The 22,333-nt window shown below is 69.0% G+C and carries 23 protein-coding genes and 1 tRNA gene; 5 read left to right on the top strand and 19 right to left on the bottom strand.

Translation table 11 applies throughout. The features are described 5' to 3' along the window. Window positions 1-338: 338 nt before the first annotated feature. Together AB0E02_RS08585 and AB0E02_RS08590 are read left to right on the top strand one after the other, a co-directional pair. Window positions 339-1,067 (top strand): integral membrane regulator, encoded by a 729-nt coding sequence (locus tag AB0E02_RS08585; RefSeq protein WP_362137250.1) that lies wholly within the window; start codon window positions 339-341, stop codon window positions 1,065-1,067. Between the two features lie 12 nt (window positions 1,068-1,079). Continuing rightward, window positions 1,080-1,153: transfer RNA gene (locus AB0E02_RS08590), tRNA-Pro, on the top strand. Window positions 1,154-1,230: 77 nt separating this feature from the next. Here the strand turns inward: AB0E02_RS08590 and AB0E02_RS08595 are convergent. The 17 genes from AB0E02_RS08595 to AB0E02_RS08675 form a co-directional block, all read right to left on the bottom strand. Continuing rightward, window positions 1,231-2,397: a site-specific integrase gene (locus AB0E02_RS08595; protein ID WP_362137251.1), complete on the bottom strand. Its 1,167-nt coding sequence runs from the start codon at window positions 2,395-2,397 to the stop codon at window positions 1,231-1,233. Continuing rightward, complete coding sequence (locus tag AB0E02_RS08600; protein ID WP_362137253.1) at window positions 2,394-2,618, bottom strand: helix-turn-helix domain-containing protein; 225 nt, start codon at window positions 2,616-2,618, stop codon at window positions 2,394-2,396. Before AB0E02_RS08600 ends, AB0E02_RS08595 begins: the two co-directional genes overlap by 4 nt. After that, a complete protein-coding gene (locus tag AB0E02_RS08605; RefSeq protein WP_362137254.1) occupies window positions 2,615-3,778 on the bottom strand; it encodes an AAA family ATPase in 1,164 nt (387 codons plus the stop codon). Before AB0E02_RS08605 ends, AB0E02_RS08600 begins: the two co-directional genes overlap by 4 nt. Beyond that, on the bottom strand, window positions 3,775-4,659 hold the full coding sequence (locus tag AB0E02_RS08610; protein ID WP_362137255.1) for a bifunctional DNA primase/polymerase: 885 nt from the start codon (window positions 4,657-4,659) through the stop codon (window positions 3,775-3,777). Before AB0E02_RS08610 ends, AB0E02_RS08605 begins: the two co-directional genes overlap by 4 nt. Window positions 4,660-4,774: 115 nt before the next feature. Beyond that, the gene (locus tag AB0E02_RS08615) at window positions 4,775-5,155 is read right to left on the bottom strand and encodes a hypothetical protein (protein ID WP_362137256.1); all 381 of its coding nucleotides are present in this window, start codon (window positions 5,153-5,155) and stop codon (window positions 4,775-4,777) included. Window position 5,156: 1 nt separating this feature from the next. After that, window positions 5,157-5,318 carry a hypothetical protein gene (locus tag AB0E02_RS08620; protein WP_362137257.1) on the bottom strand — a complete coding sequence of 54 codons (162 nt, stop codon included), beginning with the start codon at window positions 5,316-5,318 and terminating at the stop codon, window positions 5,157-5,159. Between the two features lie 15 nt (window positions 5,319-5,333). Next, on the bottom strand, window positions 5,334-5,804 hold the full coding sequence (locus AB0E02_RS08625; RefSeq protein ID WP_362137258.1) for a hypothetical protein: 471 nt from the start codon (window positions 5,802-5,804) through the stop codon (window positions 5,334-5,336). Between the two features lie 11 nt (window positions 5,805-5,815). Next, entirely contained in the window at window positions 5,816-6,004 is a 189-nt protein-coding gene (locus tag AB0E02_RS08630; protein WP_362137260.1) for a hypothetical protein, read from the bottom strand. Window positions 6,005-6,122: 118 nt separating this feature from the next. Continuing rightward, on the bottom strand, window positions 6,123-6,374 hold the full coding sequence (locus AB0E02_RS08635) for a hypothetical protein (protein ID WP_362137261.1): 252 nt from the start codon (window positions 6,372-6,374) through the stop codon (window positions 6,123-6,125). A 140-nt stretch (window positions 6,375-6,514) separates the two neighbouring features. Further along, window positions 6,515-8,710 (bottom strand): cell division protein FtsK, encoded by a 2,196-nt coding sequence (locus AB0E02_RS08640; protein WP_362137262.1) that lies wholly within the window; start codon window positions 8,708-8,710, stop codon window positions 6,515-6,517. A 76-nt stretch (window positions 8,711-8,786) separates the two neighbouring features. Continuing rightward, window positions 8,787-9,059: a hypothetical protein gene (locus AB0E02_RS08645; RefSeq protein ID WP_362137263.1), complete on the bottom strand. Its 273-nt coding sequence runs from the start codon at window positions 9,057-9,059 to the stop codon at window positions 8,787-8,789. 23 nt (window positions 9,060-9,082) lie between these two features. Beyond that, window positions 9,083-9,460 carry an RRQRL motif-containing zinc-binding protein gene (locus tag AB0E02_RS08650; protein WP_362137264.1) on the bottom strand — a complete coding sequence of 126 codons (378 nt, stop codon included), beginning with the start codon at window positions 9,458-9,460 and terminating at the stop codon, window positions 9,083-9,085. Then, window positions 9,460-10,536 carry a DUF2637 domain-containing protein gene (locus AB0E02_RS08655; protein WP_362137265.1) on the bottom strand — a complete coding sequence of 359 codons (1,077 nt, stop codon included), beginning with the start codon at window positions 10,534-10,536 and terminating at the stop codon, window positions 9,460-9,462. Before AB0E02_RS08655 ends, AB0E02_RS08650 begins: the two co-directional genes overlap by 1 nt. Further along, on the bottom strand, window positions 10,533-11,186 hold the full coding sequence (locus AB0E02_RS08660; protein WP_362137266.1) for a GGDEF domain-containing protein: 654 nt from the start codon (window positions 11,184-11,186) through the stop codon (window positions 10,533-10,535). The genes AB0E02_RS08655 and AB0E02_RS08660 overlap by 4 nt, the downstream gene beginning before the upstream one ends. After that, a complete protein-coding gene (locus AB0E02_RS08665) occupies window positions 11,183-11,497 on the bottom strand; it encodes a hypothetical protein (protein WP_362137267.1) in 315 nt (104 codons plus the stop codon). The genes AB0E02_RS08660 and AB0E02_RS08665 overlap by 4 nt, the downstream gene beginning before the upstream one ends. Before the next feature lie 93 nt (window positions 11,498-11,590). Beyond that, window positions 11,591-12,367, bottom strand: coding sequence for a DUF4097 family beta strand repeat-containing protein (locus AB0E02_RS08670; protein ID WP_362137268.1), 777 nt, complete (start codon window positions 12,365-12,367; stop codon window positions 11,591-11,593). 26 nt (window positions 12,368-12,393) lie between these two features. Beyond that, window positions 12,394-12,864 (bottom strand): transcriptional regulator, encoded by a 471-nt coding sequence (locus AB0E02_RS08675; protein ID WP_362137269.1) that lies wholly within the window; start codon window positions 12,862-12,864, stop codon window positions 12,394-12,396. A gap of 708 nt (window positions 12,865-13,572) precedes the next feature. Between AB0E02_RS08675 and AB0E02_RS08680 the strand changes: the two genes are divergently transcribed. After that, window positions 13,573-14,328, top strand: a complete 756-nt coding sequence (locus tag AB0E02_RS08680) for a helix-turn-helix transcriptional regulator (RefSeq protein ID WP_362137270.1) — start codon at window positions 13,573-13,575, stop codon at window positions 14,326-14,328. A gap of 10 nt (window positions 14,329-14,338) precedes the next feature. Further along, window positions 14,339-14,812 carry an NUDIX domain-containing protein gene (locus tag AB0E02_RS08685; RefSeq protein ID WP_362137271.1) on the top strand — a complete coding sequence of 158 codons (474 nt, stop codon included), beginning with the start codon at window positions 14,339-14,341 and terminating at the stop codon, window positions 14,810-14,812. Here the strand turns inward: AB0E02_RS08685 and AB0E02_RS08690 are convergent. Together AB0E02_RS08690 and AB0E02_RS08695 are read right to left on the bottom strand one after the other, a co-directional pair. Next, window positions 14,809-15,369 carry an HD domain-containing protein gene (locus AB0E02_RS08690; protein WP_362137272.1) on the bottom strand — a complete coding sequence of 187 codons (561 nt, stop codon included), beginning with the start codon at window positions 15,367-15,369 and terminating at the stop codon, window positions 14,809-14,811. The genes AB0E02_RS08685 and AB0E02_RS08690 overlap by 4 nt on opposite strands. Window positions 15,370-15,380: 11 nt before the next feature. Next, window positions 15,381-15,827, bottom strand: a complete 447-nt coding sequence (locus tag AB0E02_RS08695) for a GntR family transcriptional regulator (RefSeq protein ID WP_362137273.1) — start codon at window positions 15,825-15,827, stop codon at window positions 15,381-15,383. A 1,933-nt stretch (window positions 15,828-17,760) separates the two neighbouring features. Here AB0E02_RS08695 and AB0E02_RS08700 point away from each other — a divergent pair. After that, window positions 17,761-22,062 carry a hypothetical protein gene (locus AB0E02_RS08700; RefSeq protein WP_362137274.1) on the top strand — a complete coding sequence of 1,434 codons (4,302 nt, stop codon included), beginning with the start codon at window positions 17,761-17,763 and terminating at the stop codon, window positions 22,060-22,062. Window positions 22,063-22,333: the final 271 nt, after the last annotated feature.

A 22,333-nucleotide genomic window follows, 5' to 3' on the forward strand; every position in this document is an offset into this window, starting at 1 on the left:
GCCGCCTCGGAGGACCTTCTGGGAGACCCCTCCCGGCGGCCCTTTCTGAGGGCTTTCCTGGCGGACTCTCCTCCCGGTGGGGCGAACCCCATCCGAAGGACCTTCCTGAGGCCTTTCCTGGAGGCCCTTCCTGGCGAGCTTTTCCCGTCCGGCTGTCCCGTCGGGCTTTCCTCCCAGTAGGGCGAACAGCCTGGAGGGGTCGCCCTCCTGGTGGGCGAACGACCGGAAGAGATCTCCCTCCTGGTGGGCGCACCGCCCGGAGGGGCCTCCTTCCCGCTGGGCAAAGCGCCCGAAGGGTCCCCCTCCTCACTGCGGCCCCCTCCCCCTAACGTGGAGGAATGTCCGACCCCAACCGGACCTCGCAGTCCATGCGCCACGCCACCGGTCCGGCCGGCGCCGCCGCCCGGACTCCCGCCGCGGCCGTCGCCCCCGCGACCCGCCACCCCCTGGCCGCCGTCTACCGCCTCCTGATCACCGCGACCGCCTTGACCGGCCTGGTCCTGGAGGCCGTCGCCACCCACCACCCCGTCCGCCTGCTCGCCTCCTTCACCGCGCAGGCCGGCCTCGCCGCCACCCTGGTCTCCGTCGCCTCGGCGCACCGCGCCTGGACCGGCCGCCGCCCCCTGAGCCCCGGCCTCACCGGCGCCGCCCTCTCCTTCCTCACCCTCACCGCCGTCCTCCACCACGCCGTCCCCGCCACCTCCACCACCGCCTTCGCCCTCCCGAGCCCCACCCCCGGCACGCCCGCCCACCCCCTCGCCTCCCTCCTCCTCACCACGCTCACCCCGCTCGCCGCCCTCGCCGACTGGCTTCTGCTCACCACGCCCCGCGGCTTCCGCCCCCGCCACGCCTGGCAGTGGCCGGCGTACCCCCTCCTCTACCTCGCCGCCACCCTCGCCCTCCCCACCACGACCGGCACCCGCCCCGGCAGCCTCACCACCACCCTCACCACCGCCCTGGCGAGCTGCCTCCTCCCCGTGATCACCATCGCGATCGACCAGGTCAGGCCCTCCCCACGTCTCTCTCGGAACCGGATTTCGCCTACGGGGATCGGTCCGCTAAAGTAGAGCTCGTTGCTTCGGGGTGTAGCGCAGCTTGGCAGCGCGCTTCGTTCGGGACGAAGAGGTCGTGGGTTCAAATCCCGCCACCCCGACTGAAGGAACACAGGTCAGAGCCACCTACGACTTTTCGTAGGTGGCTCTCCTGCGTTGTGCGTGACTAACTGCGTGACTAGCGCTCCGGATTCACCTTGAAGATGCCGTCCATGGCGACCGCTCCCGTCTGGATCACGGGCCGGATCTGCTTCCGGTAGACCTCCTCAGTGACCGCCGTCCCGGAGTGCCCGACCAGACGCGAGATCTCTTCGAGCGGGACGCCACTGTCCGACAGCAGCGAAACGAAGCTGTGGCGTAGCTCACGTGGGGTCCATTCCTTGGCGTTCACTCCTTCCGCCTTATTGATCGCTTGGCGGAAGGCTCTCCGGACGTTGGTCGAATCGAGTTCCTTACCGACGGCCGACGAGAAGACGAGTCCGTTCTCCTCCCAGTCGTCGCCGGCAGCCAGCCGGTCCCACCCCTGTTCCTCCCAGTGCTGCCAGAGCACGTCGGTGCAGCGGGCCGGGAGCGCGAGGGTGCGCCGGGATTTCCGCGTCTTGGTGTCGCCACCGGTACGGACGGACCGCCACACCGCGATGTACGGCGGGACTGGCGGACTCGCGGCCGGGTCGCCTTTGAGGAAGACGTGATCCCACGTGAGGGCCCGCAGCTCTTCGGTACGCGCTCCGGTGAGCAGCGCCAGCACGATATACGCGTGCATCGACGTGCGCTCAGCGGCCTTCAGTACTGTCTCGGCCTGCGTGAGTGTCAGAGCCTTGGACGGACGCCCCAGCTGTCCCGTAGGGACGGAGCACAACTCCACTACGTTGCGCTTCACCTTGTCCCGCGCCATGGCTCGCTTCACGGAGCGGTTCAGGCACGAGTGAATGCTCTGAAGAGTCCGCGTGCTGAGCGCCTTCGCCTTCTGAGCAAGCCACTTGTCCACGTCCTCCGCACTCAGGTCCCGGAGCTTCCGAGCACCGAGCGACGGGATCACGTGGGTCCGGCTGAGGATCGTGCAGTTGTCGAGCGTGCCCTTGTCCCTGCCAGCCAGCCCGTACATCAGCCAGTCGTTCACCGCGTTCTCCACGGTGTAGCCGGTGGGCGCGATGGCGAGCCCGTCTTCATGGTCTCGAAGAACTTCCTTCAGCTTGTTCTTGGCTTCGGTCTTGGTCTTGCCGCTGCCTCGCTTCACGATGCGTTTCCCGCTGGGGTCGTAGCCCAGGCTGGCGGTGGCAATCCAACGCTGGCGCTTCTCGTCCCAGTGGAGTCCGCCGTCTCCCCTGCTGCGGCGCTTGGTCACTTCTGCTCTCCTGCCTCGCGCTCCAGCAGCGCGACGTACTCCTCAATGGCGGACGCGGGGATCAGGCGCGAACGGCCTTCCTTGACCGACCGCAGGCGCCCCCTGCGCATGAGGTCGTAAATGACGGTGTGGCTCATTCCTCCGAGGGCCTTCCTGGCATCCCTCACGCTGTAGAGGAGGGGTTCAGCAAGCGAGTTCCGCTCAGGTACGGCGAGGGTCACGGGGTCCTCCCTACGTTGTGCGATGCGCCGGAGTCGGACAGGTGGGACAGCTCCCATTCCTGCTGTCCGGGTAGTTCTTGCAGGTCAGATGGGTCAACCGGACAGTCGGACAGCTGGGACACCTCTGGTGTGCCCTGTGTCCGGGTCTCGGTGTCCGGGTAGTACCGACCGCTGCCGTCCTTGGCCAACTGACCGTCCGCCGCCATGCGCGAGCACGTGCGGCGCACGGTGTCCGCATCGGCCTGCGGGAGCGCTTCCGCGATGTCCTTCGGCTTCGCTCCAGGGTTGCTCCGGACGTAGCGGAGGATGGCGGCGCGGGTATCGCCGACGGTGTGGTCAGAGGCGGGCCCGTCGAGCAAGTGCCAGGCCCCGGAGGCTTCCTGGAAGGACAGCGCGTATTCGGCTTCGTTCACGTCGCGGCCGGTGACGTGCAGGATGCCATCCGCCTGCCCACGGGCACGCTTGAGCACGAGCGTGGCGTCAGCGGCTCCGGCGATGCCGTTGGTGCCGGAGACCTCCGCCAGGAAGTCCTCAGACCCGGCTTTGCGGACGTGGTGGACCAGGACCACGGCGATGCCGTAGTGGTCCGCGATGCGCTTGGCGTAGCCGACGGCGACATAGTCCGCGTCGTACGCCGAGACGCCTTGCGGGGCCTGGCCGCGCATCTTGGCGAACACGTCGATGACGACCATGCGGGCGTCCGGGTTGCGGTCCAGCCATCCGGCGATGGCGTCGCTGCCACCCTGCGGGAAGGGCGGGCATTCGGTGACCAGCGTCAGACCGGCCGGCGCCTTCTGTCCGCCCAGGAGCTTGCCCATGCGGGTCTGGAGGCGACGCGGGGTGTCCTCCAGCGCGAGGTAAAGGACCGGGCCGCCCTTGACCGGGACGGAGTCGAACGCCTTGCCTCCGGCCGCGACCGAGAGGCCAAGGCCGAGGGAGAGCCAGGACTTTCCGACCTTGGGCGGCCCGGCAAGCAGGCTGACGCCTTCGGCGAGGATGCCGGGCACGGCCCACTTCGGCTCGGGGAATTCCGCAGCCATGAGCTGATCGGCGGTCCATGCGGTCCGAGGCCGTTCCCGTACCGGCGGTGTCTCGGGCGTGGCCTGCGGGTCGCGGGGGACGGAGTACAGGTGCAGCGGGGGAATCGGGTTGGCACTCACGCGGCCACCGTCCTCGGACGCGCCGCCCCGGCCCGAAGGCCGGAGGCGATGGTGCGCAGTGCTTCCCGCTCCCCCTGCCCGACCTGGAGGGCCGCAGTGAGCAGCCAGCCGGTCACCTCGCTCTCACTCAGCTCTCCGCCCGCGACCAGCTGGCCGAGGGCTACGGAGGCGATGTAGAGCGCGTTGTTGTGCTGGTCGTCACCGGAGCCGGTGACGCGGGCCAGTTCACCGTCCACTGCCGCCTTCAACCACCGTCCGCGACGGTCGGTCGTGAGCGTCACGGTGACGGGCTCTTGTGGGGGCAGCGGGACGGGGCGCAGCAGATCCAACAGCCATCCGGGGAGCGGGGACGGACTGGTGTCGCGTCGCGTCTCGTAAGGGTGGCCGGCCACGATGCTGCGGGCACCAACGACGTAACCACCGTTCGCCCGAGTGTCGATCTTCCACCCCAGCGAACCGGCAGAGTTCCGCAGCTCTACGGTTTCGGGAGCGGTGAAGTACAGGTGCGTGCCGCCACTGCCCGTACCAACAGTGTGGGTGTCGGTCGGGTAGGGCTGGTTGTGGCGCTCGCACAATGCGGCCAGCACGCCCGTGCCACCGACGATGCCGGGTGTCGCCCAGTCGGCTGGCGGCAGGTCTTCGGGACCTTTACTGATGTCCAGGTCGATGACGACGAGGGCGGAGGGACCGGCGGCGATGCCGATGTTGTAGGGGGCGTGCGTCCAGCAGCGGGTGATGCGCTGCCGGTCGGTCGTCGCGCGCTCGGACCAGTTGGTGACCGCCGGTCGCTTGTCTCCGGGGCGCAGCGGGAAGACGTGCCATCCGCGTGCGGCGGCGTCCAGAGCTGCGGCCAGCAAGGCGGTCTTGTGGTCATACGTCATGATGGAGTTCTCCAGTTCTGTCGAAGGGACGGAGAACCGGTGCACGGGCCGAGAGGCCGGAGCGCCGGCCGGGGCGGTCGCGGTCTTTGGCGAGAGGCGACCGCCCCGGGCGTATTTAGTCGTCGATTTCGCCGCTGTAGCCGATGGGGGCCAGCGCGCTGTGTGCGCGGTTGAGGGCGTCGGCGAGCATGGCCGCGCAGTGCGCGGCTTCGGTCAGTGCCTGCCTGGCGTCGAAGACGTGGTCCTCGACCATGCCGTGGTCGGCAGTGAGGGTGCCGTCGAGGTGGAGGCGGGTGAGGCAAGCGCTGGTCTGGTCGAAGGCTTGGGGCAGCATCTGCGCCATCCGCTTGAAGGCGGCGACGCTGGAGTACGCCTGCCCGGGGTAGCGGAGGCTGCCCGTGCGGGAGCGTGGGGTGGGCAGAGTGGCGTGGTTGAACTTGCGGACTGCTTCAGCGGCCGTGTCCGCGATACCTTCCGGCCTGCGAGTCGCCGCCATGTCAGTACTCCTTGCCGGTGTAGTGGGCGATGTAGCCGGGGCAGGCCGACTCGGGGCAGTCACAGCCTCCGCACTCGTTGCAGATGTCGCCGGTGCACCGGTCACACAGCTCGTGGCCGGGGCATCCGTAGTCGGCGCACTCGTCGCAGTACTCGTTGAACATGCGGGTTCCTCCTGATTAGTTGTGGAAGCGGTTGCGCTTGATGACGGCCTTACGGATGTTGACCGTGGTGGTGCCCTGGTGGTGACCGGTGGCGCTGAAGACCTGGACGGCGACCCAGCCGCCGAAGATGACGGCGGCGAGGATGACGAGCTGGTGGATGAGCGCGGCGAGCGCGGCGATGAACGTGGTCAGCAGTACGAGCCCGCCGCAGACGGCGGCGAACCCGATGCCTCCAAGCCCGATGTTCACCGCCGTCCGTGAGATGGCCGGCTTGGCCGCGGCCGGTTTGGGCTTGGCGGACTCGATGGCGTAGCCGGTCACGACCCGGCCGTCCGGCAGGACCACGCTCGCCACGGCCGGGACGGTGCCCGGCTGGACGGGCACGAGCGGGACGGCCGGCATTGGCGTGATCGGGGTGGGGTGGTGGATCTCGATGGCCGCCGCCTGGTGCCCGGGCAGCCCGTGGGACGCGGTGGGCTCGTTCACGGCCGGGCCTCCTACAGGTTCCGGACAGCGTCGAGGACGGCGTGGGTGAGCTGGTTGATGGGGCCGGAGGCGCCGGTGGAGGCGAGGAAAAAGCCGAACATGATGGCGATGAAGGCAGAGCCGTAGCCCAGGGTCTTCGAGCGCAGCAGGAAGAACAGGACCAGGCCGAAGATGCCGACGAGGGAGATGGTCACGGCCATGCCGGGACTCCTTTCTGGAAGGTGGGAGCAGGGCGTGGGTCGGTGTGGTTGTGGGGGCAGGAGGCGACCGCGACGCCCAGAAGGACGATGAGGGCGGCGGTGCGCAGTGCGCGGCGCATCAGCGGGTGCCGTCGCGGTGCAGGCGCATGGCGACGTTGAACAGGTGGCGGCCGACGCGGATCCGCTTGCGGTCGCCGTGACAGCGGCGGCAGGTCTTGCCGGGACGCAGGCGCCCGCGACGGTCCTTCTTGAGTGCGTAGCCGAAGCCTTTGCACTTGCGGCAGTCGCCGAACGGGCTGACCGCACACAGAGCTACATAACAGAGTGTGACTATGAGTGGGAAGGTGATAGCGAGGGCAGTGGGGGTCACGAACGGCCTCCAGGGCGGTTTTCGAGGGTTTCCGCAGGTGGGCCGCTATCCGCTAGCAGCCTGATCAGATGCGGTGTGAGGCGCTAGCGGGGCCGCTAACGTTAGCGAGGGTCACTGCTAGCGATAGCGGCCCCGGAGCCTCATCCGGCGTCACGGTTTCCGTCACGCTCCGCTACTGCGGCGGTGATGTGGGCGCGTTCGATGCCGCGCCGGTTGACGACCTTGCCGTTGATGCGGCGCCCGATCTGGACGGTCTCGATGCCATACGGCTTGAGGGCGGCGGTGAGCTGTTCGGCGGCCCATTCGCCGTAGACCTCGGGCCGCAGCTCCGCCAGGCGGGCCACCACGGTCTCGTTCCAGACCTTGGCCTCTTCGACCGGGACGACGCCCAGGAGATCGCGCAGCAGGTCGTACGAGGCTGCGGTGTTGGCTTCCAGCTCCTCCCCCAGCGCGTGGCCGGAGAGGGTGCCGGCGTCCTCGCGGGCCTTGCGCGCCCGCAGCGAGATGGCGTCGGCGCCAACGCCATCGACGTAGACGGAGCCGACGATCCGGGCGTCAGCACCCTCGCCGACGAAGTAATGGATGCCCTTGTCGGCCCAGGAGAACATCGTGGCGCGCACGCCCCGCTTGTAGGCGCTGGTGCCCAGGACCATGTCGTTCTCCAGCTGGCCCATGACCTTCAAACACCAGCGGGCCGAGGCATTCGCCGAGATGCCGGTGGGCAGCGCCTTGGCATCCGGCCGCTGCGTGGCCAACAGCAGCACGATCCCCGTGGCCGGACCGCGCTTGACCAGGTCGGTCGCGATCTCCTCGAACTCGTCCTTGTACTTCGGGTGCTCGAACAGGACCTGGCACTCATCCACCCCGATCACGATCGGGTGCAGACCCAGTTCCTTCTTGCTGGCCAGCTCCGAAGTCACCTTCGACTCCGGGCAGATGTCGCGCGGCAGGGAGCGGATCATCTTGGTGCGGCGCCGCAGCTCGTTGCGCAGGTCGCGGAAGTCGCGAATGGCGTACTCGATCGCCTCATCGTCATCCCCGGCGGCATGCCGGTGGGATACGCGGTCACCGACAGGGTCCAGGTCGCCGGTGCCCTTCATGTCGTAGGTGTGCAGCTCGGCCCGCGGGTCCAGGGCCGCGATGAGCAGCAGCAGGCGCAGAAGGAAGGTCTTGCCCATGCGGGGGATGGCGCCGATGATGCCCGCGATGTACATCAGCGTGACGCTGACCCAGCGTCCGCGCTGGTCGGTGCCGAACGGCACGGGCTTGAACAGGTCCACCGTGCCGGACTTGGCCAGCGGCCAGGCGGGCTTCTTGGCCTTGGACATGTCCTGGTCGCCCACCCACAGCACCAGGCGGCCGGTGTGCTCGTCCGGCACCGCCTCGGGCCACACGCAGCCCAACGGCCGGCGCAGCCCCGAAGCCAGCTTGTCGCGCCGCTCGATGACATCGGTGACCGTCACGCCATACGGCAGGTCACCCTCAGCCCGCCAGCCCGGACCGTCGCGGGTGATAGGGGCGGTGAACGTGAACCCCTCGCGGCCCTTGGACTGAGCCTGGCTGATCGCCGGGATCCCCAACGCACCCAGCGCCCGCAGGACGATGTCAGAGGTGAGCTTCTGGGCCTTGGGCAGCTCCACCGCGCGGTTGATGACCGGGGCGTCGGCCGACTCCCCCGCCCACCCCAGCGCCAGCACCACCGCGCTGACAGAGACGGTCATGAGCCAGGCCGGGGCGAGCACGTACAGGGCCAGCGCAGCACCGAGGCCAACGAACATCGCCAGGATGGCCACCAGGGTCCGCAGCCGCACCCGGCCGTCACGCTGGCGGGACAGCTTGAGGTAGGTGGCCGCATCCTCCTTGGCCACCATGGCGCGGCGCACCGGGTCGCCTTCCGCATCGGAGACCCAGCGCATCGTGCTGCCCAGGAACTTCGCTGCCCCGCGCGGCGCCTGGAGCGCCAGCCGGGCAGCGTAGACCGGGGAGCGGAGCGCGTGGTACCCGGCCATGTGGCCGTAGTGGCTGGCCACCCAGGTCGCGACGGTCTTCAGCTCGGCCGTGGACTTCAGCCACTCCGGGACGATCGCCCGACGCGTGGCACCCATCAGACGACCGAGGTAGCCGGGGCCCTTGACATCGGGTCCGTCCACCCTCACCGGGGCCGACGGGTCACCCGACTCGTCTGGGCCGGGCTGGTCCGCATCGGGCTTCGGGGCGTCGGCCGTCTCGTTGCGGGCCGAGCGTGCCTTGTCGAGGTCGACGACATCGGCCCCCGACCCGGTGGCCATGTCAGCTTCGAGGCGGTTGAACAGTTCGTTTTCGTCGTCGTGATTCACTGCTGCTTCCTTCCGGAAACGGGAGGCGAAGGGGCCCGGACGGCGCTTTGGCCGGCAGACGTCCGGGCCCCAGCTCTCAGAGCTCGGTCAGGGCCTCGGTGGGGATCTCGTAGATGTCGGTCACGAAGTCGGCGTTGTCCCAGCGGCCGGGGCCGAAGTGGACGTAGGCGACGTGGAAGCTGCTTCCGCCCCGGTCGGTCGTCTCGTAGACGTGGACGGTTGCGGCACAGTGGCGACCCCGGCGGATGTGCCGGCGGGCGGTGTCGACCGTCATCCGCTCCGGACGCCAGTGCGCCGTGCTGTTGCTGTCGGTGTAGCGGACCAGAGAGTGGAAGGTGACGGGACGCATGGTGATGCTCCTTCGAAGTGGACTTAGGCGGCGCGCTGTTCCTCGGAGTAGAAGCAGGTCACACACATGCCGAGCGAGGTCGGAATGCAGTACCCAGCGTCCAACTGGCAGTCGGGGCAGGTACGGCGGGCGGCGTTCGCCTTCGCGAGGGCCGCCCACTTCGCGGGGGTCATCGGCCTGACCGGTCGGGCCAGGTCGAGGCGGTAGAGGTAGGCGACGCGGACGCGTCGGCCATAGCGGCGTGAGCGCCACAGGATCTGGGCGGCGATGTCCTGGCCGCCCGGCCGGAGCCCCTTGGCGCGGAGTTGGCGACGGGTCGCCAGTCCGTCCGGGGCCAGCCGGAACGGGTAGGTGGGGATGCCGTAGCGCGTGCCGTCGGGGTCGTAGAAGCGGGCGGCCATCAGGCGGCCGCTGCCTCATCCCCGCCGTGCTCGGCGGGCTTGAGTTCCTGGTAGCGGGTAGAGACCCAACCCACCGACCAGCCGGTCAACTCGGCGGTCTCACGCACCGACCTGCCCGCCGCGAACCCGACACGCACAGCCTCTCGGGCAGCGTCCTCCGGGATCTTCTCGGCCTCAGGCTTGGTGTTCACCGGCTGCGGCGAGGACTGTTCACGGCCTGTCCGCTGCGGACGTGGACGCCGTTCACGAACAGTCGCCTCGCCGTGTTCACGAGCGGCACGGGCCTGCTGTTCACGGGCCAGACGTTCAGCCCGCTCGGCAGCCTCCTGCTTCGCCTGTTCGCGGTCGGCCCGCTCCTGCCTCTCCCTGCGGATACGCTCGCGCTCCTCGCGCTCCTCCCGACGCTGGCGCTCCTCACGGTCCAGGCGCTCACGCTCCATGCGTTCGGCGTGCTCACGGACTTCCCGCCGCTCCTCCGCCTCACGGTCGAGGCGTTCACGCTCCAACCGCTCAGCCTGTTCACGGGCAGCGTTTTCGGAGCGTTCACGGGCGGCGCGCTGCTGTTCACGCTCCTCGCGCTGACGCTGTTCACGGGCCTGGCGATCCTGGCGTTCACGCTCTGCCTGCTCTTGCTGTTCACGGTCGATCCGGGCCAGGGCCCGTGTGATCGCCCGGCGGTAGGCGAGCCCCGCCTCGGCGGTCACGATGAGCAGGAGCGGGGCGACGCAGTGAACGGCGACGCCAACGAGATCGGCGTTCAGGGCGGAGTCGCCGATGTTCAGGCCGATGGTCATCAGACCCGTCATCCAGCGCAGGACGGCCGGCCACCGTCCGCTGTCCCCACCCAGGCGAGCCACCGTCGAATCCAGCCGGACGACGATGACAACGGCGGCGTCCACCACGATGGGCAGGATCGGCGCCGTCCAGCCCCAGCCGTCGGGGGTGACCCGCTGCACGAGCGGGGTGACGGTCAGGACCGAGAAGACCACGGCGCCGAAGGTGATCGCCCACGTGCCGATGGACAGCGTCCGCTCAGCCGCGCGGATCTGCGACGGGCTCATGGTCGCGAACTTCACTCGACTGCCCCCGCTTCGCTGTCCGTGCCGGGGCGGCCGTCGCGGCGGCCGTTGACCGTCCGGTAGGCGGGGGTGGCGTGGGAGGCGGCCATCCAGCCGCCTCCGGTCTGCTTGACCCCGTACATGACCTCGTCCGCGCGCCGCATCAACCGCGACAGGTCCGCGAAGCCGTTACCGGTGTGCTGCTGGACGACTCCGGCCGAGGCCCCCACCCGCATCAGGTGGTCCTCGAACTCCACCGGCTCGCCGAGCAATGCGATCAGCGCATTCATGGCGGCGCGCAGCTCCCGTGTCCGGGAGACGCGGATGACGGCGGCGAACTCGTCGCCACCGAGGCGGCCGGCCACCCCGCTGTGGCGGCGGCTCCACTCCCCCAGACGCTGGCCGCTCGCAGCGATCACAGTGTCTCCGGCAGCGTGGCCGTAGGTGTCGTTGATCTGCTTGAAGCCGTCCAGGTCAATGACCACCACAGCGAACGCACCAGCCGCCGCGATCTTCCGAGCACGGGCCTGGAACGGGTCACGGGTCAGCAGACCGGTCAGCGGATCCCTGCGGGCCGCCTCGATGCGGCGGTGAAGCCGCCGGGAGTGCAGGGACCATCCGGCCGCCAGAGGCGCCGCAGCCGCCAGCAACGTCAGCGTCTGGCTCATGCCGCCTCCCCCGTTCCGACCGAACGACGGGTGCGGCGCACGCGCCGGAGCGGCGCAACGGCGGTCAGGGCATCGGCGTAGAGGGCGTCCCACGCGGCGATCTCGTCGCCGTGCTCGCCCTGCTGCCGCAGGTCCACCAGGATGTCGGCGGCCGCATCCAGGCGGGCCGCACGCTCGTCGGCCGTCTCCGGCTCGAACGGGCTGAGGAACAGCTCACGGTCAAGGCCGAGCGGGAACTCGTCGAATCCGAAGGCCAGCTCCTCGAACTCGCCGGTGGACACGACCTGTTGGTCGCCGATGTACGTACGCATGTGGGGCTCTCCTTGAGTCGAAGGGATGCCGGGGCGGTCGCGGTCTTTGGCGAGAGGCGGCCACCCCGGCGGGGCTGATGGTGCGGAGTAGGTTCAGCGGGTCCGAACGCGGCCGGAGACGCTGTGAGCGCTGACGCGGACCGCCCGGTTGCCGCTGAAGTGGATGTCACCGGAGACGGTGTTGGCGCTCATGACCCCGGATGCGCGGCTGGTGGCCAGTACGGCGATGTCGCCAGAGGTGGAGGTCAGTTCGGCGTCGGAGCCGCTGTAGGTGTCCACCGAGATGTCACCGGACACCGACCGGGCGGAGAGGCGGTCGTAGACGCGGCCCACGATCAGATCACCGGAGGTGCTGGATGCCTTGAGCTGGCGCGCCCCATCAATGGTCAGATCGCCGGAGATGGAGCGGAACTCCATCCGTTCCAGGTCACCGTGAACGCGGGCATCGGACGACTGGGAGACCACCGCGAGAGAGGAACCAGCGGGAAGGCTCACGATGGCCTGGATCGGGCTGACCCTGGTCATCGTCGCAGTGCCACCACCCGCCATGACGCGACCATTGACGATGGTCATGCCCGTGACCGAACCGTAGACCGTGCCCATGCTCTGGACGACGTGGTTGCCCCGGATGCTCTGCATCATCACGTCGCCGGGGATCTCGGGAACCTCCACAGCCATGGTCTGGCCGCTCTCGCTGCTACGGGCCCGGTTGATCGCGTCGGCGGCCGGACCGGACTCGTCGTCCGTGCGCAGGACCACGCTGGCGTTCGTGATGCTGTCGATGACCTGGACATGGATGCTGCCCATCGGCAGGTCCAGGCCGAGAACGACCGGGCCAGTGGACTGGGAGGTGAAGGGGCGCTTGGTCATGGTGTGTCTCCTGGTGTGTGGCGCGGTCAGACGGTGGCGATCAGAACGGCCGCGATGAGCAGCCACAGGTGGTGGAAGGACTGGTCCAGCGCGTAGGCGCCGGTGCCGAGATGAGCGGCCGGCTTGCCTTCGGCGGTGACAGGGTGCGCGGGATGAGCGGCGGTGCCGAGGCTGTAGAACTCGGTCTTGCCGGTGACCTTGGCCAGCCACGCCAGCGTGCTCCGGCGGTCGGCCCACCAGTGGGCTACCGCGTCCACGCCCAGGCCGATCACGAGTCCGAGTGCCGACAGATGCAGTCCCATCAGCGCGGCTACGGGGAGGAGTAAGGCGAGCTTGGTAATGGTCAGGGTGGCGACGTGGCGAGCGTCGGCGAGACGGCCGATCCAGCCGGGGCGACCCTTCGCGGCCGACTGGTGGGAGGTCTGAACCCAGTGGTCGCCCACGCTGTGAGCGACGTACAGGGCGATGAAGACAGCGGCGAAGGTCGCGGCATTCATGTGCGACTCCTTGTCATCGAAGGGACGAAGAAGCCGGGGCAGTCGCGGTCTTTGGCGAGAGGCGATCGCCCCGGGCGAAGCACGTTCTTCCAGCTCTCCTCGGCCCGGTCGTACGCGACGGGAGGGGGAGGTAACCGGCCGCAGTGCGTAGAAGGCGCTGCGGAGTGGTGGAAGCGGTGCAGATGGCCCCTACCAAGGGCCACGGGTCTCGAATGGACGCGGGCCGCGCTCGGTCCGGGGAGTCCCCTCCCGGACGTCGTGGCGACGAAAAGGTGTGGTGGTGCCGCGTCGTTCTTTCGCGTCGGTCCAGTCCTGCGACTAGCGCTCCCTGTGGGGCAATCCCCACAGATCGTGGCACGGCGTCCGATATAGCCACGTGGTGACTACTACTGCCGACGGGTCTCCACCCGCCTCAGCCGGTGCAGTCACGGCTGTCCCGATGCGGTGGATCACGCTGTGGAGTTGTCGTTGAACGGTGGAAGCACTGCACCACGCGAAGCGATGCATGTATTACATGCCTCTCACCATGCCGGTCGAAGGTGCACCCGTCAAGCCCTTCGGGGTGCTGCTCGGTGACGACTGCTCCGACCGGCGCTACTTAGAGATTGCTCCGCTTGCGCCAGACGCTCGACTCCGTCTCTGTACGAGTCAGGTACGACTCGATACGGTGAAGTCGTCCCAAGTCGTCCCGAGCCACGGGGGGTTGGTGTGGCGAACGAGCGGTTGCGCGGTGCGATCGTGGATCTCGGCCTGTCCTTAGACGAAGTGGCAGAGCGTCTAGGTGTCGCTTCCAAGACGGTGGAACGCTGGATCAACGAGCCGGAACGCAAGCGCTATCGGCGATTCCAGTACGCAGTCGCCTCACTGCTCAAAGTTGAAGTCTCGTACCTGTGGCCAGATGAGCGCACGTCCGCGCAAATCACCGCATCGGGCAACGCCGAGGTGGTCAAGCTGTATCCACATCGTTCCGTTGTGATGCAGAGCATGTGGCCCACCCTCTACGCGCAGGCAACACGGCATTTTGACGTGCTGGTCTACTCCGGCTTTTGGCTGACCGAGGATCCCGCCTTCCTGCGAGTGGTAAAGGAGAAGTCCGCGGCCGGCGTCCCGATCCGCTTCATGCTCGGCGAGCCTGAGAGCGAAGCAGTCGCAGTACGAGGCAGGGACGAGGGAATCGGCGCGGCGATGGCTGGAAAGATCCGCAATGCGCTCGTCAACTACAGCAGTCTGTTCGGCCTACCCGGAGTTGAATTTCGCCTTCACGGAACGACCCTCTACAACTCCATCTATCGAGCCGACAACGAGATGCTGGCGAACGGCCATCTGTACGGCGTCGGCGCGTACTTGGCCCCTGTGCTACACCTGCAACGAGTCCCAGGCGGCGAGCTTTTCGACTCGTATGCTGAGAGCGTCGAACGGGTCTGGCAATCAGCCCGCCCCATCTCTTCACCTACCGATTGCTGAGGCACCAGGCATGACCCGAATCGACTACTACCGCGATCCCGATGCCCCTGAGGCCAACTCGGTGGTTCCCTCAGTGACAGCGGTGGTCTGCGACGACAGCGGGCGCCTGCTGCTCATCCACAAGACGGACAACGACCGGTGGGCACTGCCCGGTGGCGGGCATGATGCCGGTGAGGACATTGCGCAGACGGTCGTGCGTGAGGTTGAGGAAGAGACCGGGATCTCTGTCGTGGTGGAGGACATTGTGGGTATCTATACCGACCCTCAGCACGTCATGGCATACGACGACGGCGAAGTACGTCAGCAGTTCTCCATCTGCTTTCACGCGCGCCCCGTTGGCGGCACACTGCGCACGAGTTCTGAGTCCAAAGAGGTCCGCTGGGTGCCCCCAACGGACCTCGATGAGCTGGACATCCATCCGTCGATGCGGCTCCGAATTACGCACGGCCTTGACCGAACGCGAACGGCGCCCTACATCGGTTAGTTCGAATCCGCGTCAGCAGCGAGGCGGCTCTCGATGCGCTGCACAGAGGCGTGAATCTCGGGGGCGGCACGCTGGATAAAGCGGCCCACTATCGTGTCCGGGCCATACCGGCTGACGATCTCAGCGACACGGGCTTCAGACGTCGTGTGACCGCCGTCTGGGGTTGTCGTCATGTCGCAAAAGATCAGCGCATCAACCAACTCCGGCCGCTCCAATTCGAACTCACCCGCCAACTCGTCACGGAGTCCGCGTTCTTCAGCTTCCAACAGAGCGCAAGAGTGATGCGCGACGAGGCGAACAACCCGCTCGTCCACGCCTTCCTGGTCACGAAGGAACCGGGCCCCATCAAGAGGATGGAAGCCCGAGGACGCAATACGCGGCGAATATCCGATGTCGTGCAGGACGGCGGCTGCTTCCATGAGGCGGGCGTCCTCTCCCAGGATCGGCTGGAGAGAGCGGGCGCGCTCGGCGACACCGAGGGAGTGCGACCATCGTCGCGGCAGTGGTTCAGAGAGCAGCGATTCAGCGAGGCCGTAAGCCCTATCGGTGAGATCCATGGTGACCAAGCCTACGAGCCGGATGCTGCGGTCGGGAGGGCGCGCACTTCACGCCGGCGGCTCGTGCCCATCGCGATGAGTCCCTGCCCCTCCATCTGCGCGATCGCAGAACGCACTGCCGTACGGGACACCCCGAACCGCTCGCAGAGCTCCTTCTCCGAGGGGAAAGTGTCGCCAACCTGTGTGCCGTCGGCCCGCAGGAGGTCCGTCACTCGCTCGACCAGCGGCCGACGGTCGCCTGTGCCTGTGACGTACCACCCAGCTCCCTGAACGGGCTCGATGGTGCCGTCAGCCTTGAGCGCCTTTAGTGCTCGCCCGATGGTGCTGCGGCCGACCCCGTACATGCTCATCAGCTCCGCCTCGGACGGCAGACCTTCACTGATCTCGCCCTCCTCGATCTTCCGGCGGAGAGACTCCGAGATCTGCAAGTACGTACCTCGCGGACTGGCCTGCGGCACGTGCTCTCCCCTTCATCCGTCCCATAGGCGGCCACCGTCGGCAGCTCACCGTATCCAGCTTCGCACGCATGCCTGGGGAAGGAACCGAGCTGGCCCGCTGACCTGCATTGACACTGATTTGCTCACCGGCACCGCTGGACGAACCCGCTGGGGCCATCTCATCAGCCATCCGCCCCCACGTGGCGACACAGCCACCAGCCTTCGCCATCAAGGAATGGCTGATCGATATCCGACCGTGAGCCCTGAGCGCCAGAAATCCTCCATCGGCATGACCAGGTGGTGTCCCGACTGTCCGAGTGTCCGGTTAGAGCCCTGACCAGGAAAAACGCCCCGGACAGTAGAAACAGGAGCTGTCCGGGCTGTCCGGTCACAGACGGCTGTAACACCCCGGGGTGTTGCAGCCCTCGGCGAAGCCGACACTGGTAGGTCGCAGACGCCGAAGGCGGCTTCCGCTCAGTTCTGCGTGACAGCTGAGTGTCTAACTGTGTGACAACGGGTGCGTACACCAGCGAACAACCCCGAACGTCTGCGGACTTCCCACGCAGGTCAGTAACCCGCCAGCCAAAGCCTGGACGGTTGATCGAATTGCTTCGGGACGAAGAGGTCGTGGGTTCAAATCCCGCCACCCCGACTGAAGGAACACCAGGTCAGGGGCCTGATTCGCATCGCGGATCGGGCCCTTGATCCATTTCTGGGATCGCTCGGGAGGCGAGCCGGAGTGGATCTTCGCGTGGGTGGCTCAGCAGGCGGTCGCCAGCAAGGTGTGGCGAGCGTCTCACGGGGCGGCCCGTGGTTGCGTGTTCGCGCATCCGGCTCCCAATTCACCTCTGAGGACTGCCGAGGATCTTCTCCGGCACGAAGGTGACGGACGGCGGAGTGGGCGGAGCGGACGCAGTGGACGGAGTGGACACCATAGGGGCCCGTGGGGCGGGGCCTTGTGACCTCCAGCCGTAACCTGCGGCCCCTTATGCATCAGGGAGCCAGATCTCTTCCGTCAGGGCTGTGGCGGGCTCGGTGTGCCGGGAATCCAGGTCCTTCCGTGTCGCCAGAGCCATCGGTTCCGCAGCCGATGCCGACGACACCTCATCAAGGGCCTTGTCGGCCGCCCCGAACGCTTCCGCGAACTCCTGTGTCCGCGACGAATTGTGAGCGGCAAATCCCGCTGCGCCACCACTGACACGTGGGCCTGGACGGTGAGTTCACGATGGCGCGCTGTATGCATCAACGCCGCGCACCACGAAGACGTCCGTGCAGACCATGACTCCTCCGACCACCCCGCACCGGCCCCAGGCAGGAGCATCCCGCCCGCCGGTGACGACGGGTCAAGCCAGCCTCCGACGAACAACTCGGGCGGTGATCTCGCTCACACCGGATCGGATATCCCCGTCGGCCTCGCCGCCGGTATGGCTACGGCCCTGGTGGCTGCCGGTGGCAGGCTGATGGGACGGATGCGCCACTGGAAGGCAACGCCCCACCCCCACAAAAACAACGCCGCGCCATTCGGCGCCGGTCCCTCCCCTCGTGGGGACCGGTGCCGAACAGCGCGGGCGGCGGCGATCCGCGCCCCCCGTACCGGCGCGGATCCGGCGGGCCGGACCGTGGTCGACGCGGCGGCAGTCCGGGCCGGGCCGGCTCCTCGCGTCCTTGGGGCCCTGGGTCCTCGGGCTGAGGAGTCCCGCTGGCTCCATCGGCCGTCACCACCGGTTGGTGATTCCGGCGGGCGGTGGCCGGGAACAGGCGTCAGGAGTTGTTGCTCCGGAGGGCCGGGCTTGCCTGGCCGGGCAAAGCCCGGGTGCTGCGCCGCTGGCTGGTGATACTGCCAGTCGTGAGTCCCGGCGAGGAGATTCCGGAGGCGGGCCGGGGGCTTAACCACAGGTCAGCCCGCTAAGGTGAGTTTTCCGGTCCGGATGTCCAGCCGCGGGGGAAGTAAGGAGTGGAGACCTTGAGTTCCGACTCAGGGGCACGCTCAGCCTTCGCCGAGCGTCTCGCGCTGCTGTACAAGGAGGCCGGCAACCCTCCCCTCAAGAAGGTGGCCGAGGCGGTCGTCCGGCTGCAGCGGGTCGACGAGCGAGGGCGGCCGGTGCGGGTGTCCGTACAGCGGATCAGCGACTGGCGGCGGGCCAAGAACGTGCCCGCGCAGTTCGCCGCCCTCGCCGCGGTGCTGCAGGTGTTGATCCCTCAGGCCCGGCGCTTGCGGCCGGTGCCGGTGTCCGCGGGCCTGTACGACCTGGCCCAGTGGCAGCGTCTGTGGGAGCGGGCGGTCGGCGACCGTGCCGTGGCGTCCGCGCAGGAGGAGGAACGGCCTCCGGACGAGGCCGCGCCCGTACCCGGTGTGTGCCCGTACCGCGGGCTGGCGTCGTACCGCCCGCAGGACACCCGGTGGTTCTTCGGCCGGGAGCGGAGCACGGAGGCCCTCGTCGCCCAGCTCCGTGCGGCGGAGCGGACGGGTGGCCTGGTGATGCTCGTGGGCGCCTCGGGGGCCGGAAAGTCGTCGTTGCTCAACGCCGGGCTGGTGCCTGCGTTGCGGGGCGGCGGGCGGGACGACAACACGGGCGGTGGTGCGCGGGAGGTGCTGCAGCTCGTGCCGGGGAGTGATCCGATCGGCGAGCTGATCCGCCGGATTCCCGAGCTCGCCGACGTGGTCCCCACCGCCACCACCACCGCCAACGTCACCACCAACGGCACCACCACCGCCGTCCCCACAGTCGTCCCCATCGCGCCCGAGCCCGCGACCACCGAACCCGCAGCCACCGAGCCCGCGTCCCCCGAGCCCGTGGCGACGGAGCCAAACCCCGGGACAAATTTCCTCACTCAGGCCAAGTCCGCCACCCCGACAAACCCCCGCGCCCAAACCAAGGCCGGCAGCACACCAACGGATCCCCACACCCCGGCAACCCCCCGAACCCCCACGCCCCCCAACCCCCCACCCACTCCCGGCACCCCCCACTTCGCGCACGCCGTGCGGGAGGCCGTCTCGGGCTGGGCGGGGCGCGGGGCGGCGGTCGCTGGTCGGCCGGTGGTGATCGTGGACCAGTTCGAGGAGGCGTTCACCCTCTGTTCCGACGAGGCGGCGAGGCGGACGTTCATCCAGCTCCTCCACGCCGCATGCACGCCCTCCCCCGCGTTCTCGACTTCGCCCGAACAGGGGGGACCGCCACGCTCCGGCGACCCGGCCCCCGCGCTCGTCATCATCGGCATACGCGCCGACTTCTACGAGAAATGTCTTGGATATCCCGAACTGGCCGATGCGTTGCAGCACCGGCACATGGTGCTCGGCCCGCTGACCAGCGCGGAGCTGCGAGAGGCGGTGACCGGCCCCGCCAAGGCGGTGGGGCTGGAACTCGAACCGGGGCTGGCGGAACTGATCGTCCGGGAGGTGAGCGCCGACGGCACCGACGGTGCGCACGACGCGGGGGTGCTGCCGCTGCTCTCGCACGCCCTGCTCGCCACCTGGCAGCGGCGGAAGGCGGGACGGCTGACGCTGGCCGGCTACCGCGCGGCGGGCGGCATCCAGGGAGCGGTGGCGGCGACCGCCGAGCGGGCCTGGTCCGGTCTCGACCCGACGGCACGCACGGCCGCACGACTGCTCCTCCTCAGGCTGGTCCGGCTGGGCGAGGACACCCAGGCCACCCGTAGGCGGGGAACGCGGCGTCAACTGGCGGACGAGTCGACCGATCCGCACAAAACGGAGGAATCGCTCGAAGCGCTGGTGCACGCCCGGCTGGTGACGCTCGACGCGGAGGCCGTGGAGATCACCCATGAGGCGCTGCTCCACGCCTGGCCCCGGCTGCGCGACTGGATCGACGAGGACCGGAACGGCAATCTGCTGCGCCAGCGCCTGGAGGAGGACGGCCGGGCCTGGGAGGGCTCGAACCGCGACACGTCGCTCCTCTACCGGGGTTCCCGGCTGGAACAGGCCCGCAGCTGGGCGGCGTCCGCCGGGGACACGTTCCTGACCCGCAGCGCGGTGGAGTTCCTGGCCGCCGCGGTGCGGCTGCGCCGGCGCACGGTGTGGCTCAGCCGTGGTGCGGTGGCGGCCCTGGTCGCCATGGCGATGCTGGCCCTCGGTTCGGCGGTCGTGGCGTGGCAGCAGCGGGACGACTCGGTGTTCCAGCAGGTGCTCACCGAAGCCGATCGCGCCCAGTACACGGACCCGTCCCTCTCGGCCCAACTCGACCTGGTGGCGCACCACCTGCGGCCCCACGACGAGGGCGCGAACAACCGGCTGCTCTCCATCGTGAACGCCCCGCTGGCCACCCCGCTCCGGGGCCACACCGGCGCCGTCTACCTCACCTCGTTCAGCCCCGACGGGCGGACCCTGGCCACCGCCGGCTACGACCGGACCGTCCGGCTGTGGGACGTGCGCGACCGGGGCCGCCCCGAGCCGCTCGGCAAGCCCCTGACCGGCCACACGAGTTGGGTGAGCAGCGCGGTCTTCGGCCCGGACGGGCACACCCTCGCCAGCGCCGGCGACGACGGCACGATCCGGCTGTGGGACGTGACCGACCCCCGTCACCCGTCCCGGCTCGGCCCGCCGCTGGCCGGCCACCAGGGCACGATCTACCTGGTCGCCTTCAGTCCGGACGGCCACACCCTGGCCTCCGTCGGCGACGACCACACCGTCCGCCTGTGGGACGTGGCCGACCCGCGCCGTCCGAAGGCGCTCGCCACGCTGACCGGCCACACCTCCGCCGTACGCTCCGTCGCGTTCAGCCCCGACGGGCGGACGCTCGCGGCGGGCAGCGACGACGAAACCATCCGGCTGTGGCGGGTGTCCGATCCGCGGCACCCCAAGCCGATCGACCGGGTGCTCACCGGCCACACGGACCTGGTCCACTCCGTGGCCTTCAGCCCGGACGGCCGCACCCTCGCGAGCGGCAGCGCGGACGACACCATCCGGCTGTGGGACGTGTCCGACCCGGAGCACGCCGAGCCGATCGGCTCCCCGCTCACCGGCCACACCGGTCCCATCTGGTCCGTCGCCTTCAGCCCCGGCGGCGGGATGCTCGCCGCGGCCAGCGCGGACAGCACGGCGAGCCTGTGGAACGTCAGTGATCCGGCGTACCCGTCGCAGGTCGGCGAGCCGCTCGCGGGCAGCAGCGGCGAGATGTACGCCCTCGGCTTCAGCCCCGACGGCCGGACCCTCGCCACCGGCAGCGGTGACAGCAAGGCCCGCCTGTGGTCGATACCGGCCTCGGACATGATCGGCCGGAACGGGACCTTCCGGCCGGACGGGCGGGTGCTCGCCACGGCCGCGCGGGACGGCCGGGTCCGGCTGTGGAACGTGCACACCCGCGGCCGGCCGGTGCCCCTGAGCAAACCGTTCATGCAGGCGGACGGCTACCACCGTTCGATGGCGTTCTCCCCCGACGGCCGCACCCTCGTCGTACGGACCGGGCACCGGACGGTGTACCTGTGGAACGTCACCGATCCGGCCCGCCCGGTCCCGGCCGGGCCGCCCCTCACCCTGCACACCCGCTTCGCGGGCCCCGACTCACTGGCCTACAGTCCCGACGGCCGCACCATGGCCACCGCCTACGACGACCGCACCGTCCAGTTGTGGAACGTCAGCGACCCCTCCCACGTGGTTCCGCTCGGCCCCCCGCTCACCGGCCACAAGGGCTTCATCAACTCCCTCGTCTTCAGCCCGGACGGCCATACGCTCGCCAGCGGCAGCGCGGACGGCACCATCCGGCTGTGGGACGTGTCCGACCCGGGTCGCCCCGCCCGCTCCGGCGCCCCTCTCCGGGGGCACCTCGGCCCCGTCAACGTGCTCGCCTACAGTCCGGACGGCCATACGCTGGCCAGCGGCGGCGACGACGACACCGTCCGGCTGTGGAACGTCACGGACCCCCGCAGGACGACACCGCTGGGCCCGCCGCTCACCGGCCACACCGAAGCGGTCGTGTCGCTGACCTTCAACCCGGACGGCCGGACCCTGGCGAGCGGCGGCGACGACAACTCGATCCGGTTCTGGAACGTCTCGTTCCCCTCCCGGGCCCTGCCCATCGGTCAGGCGACCAGCCCCAACGCCAAGACCGGCAATTTCCTGGCGTTCGGCCCCAAGAGCCACCTGCTCGCGGTGTCGAGCGGCGCCGGCACCGTACGGCTGTGGAGCCTGGACCCCGACCCGGCGATCCGCCGCATCTGCTCGACCACGCGGGGCGTCCTGACACCGGAGAAATGGCGCGAGTACCTGCCCCATCTCTCGTACGAGCCACCGTGCGGCGCATGACGACGACCTGGGCTTACGTGACTCCGATCACAACTGCGGGTCCCGGTTCAGCAGTTGACTCCCGTCGTGCTGACAGCCTTGCTACTCTTGGCGGCAGCCCGATCGCTGGTGCATCCCCCGTCGCCAGCGATCGGGCGCTTTCATGCCCGCTGTCACCGATTCATTCCTGTTCATCCTGATTTCCCGGCTCCTCCCACTTCCTCAACTCGTCAACACCTCTTTAGGAGTCGTAACCTGGTGTCGTCCGGCCGACCGCCCGCGGCCGGCCCGC

This window comes from Streptomyces sp. NPDC048196, from assembly GCF_040652715.1.
Taxonomy (GTDB): domain Bacteria; phylum Actinomycetota; class Actinomycetes; order Streptomycetales; family Streptomycetaceae; genus Streptomyces; species Streptomyces siderophoricus.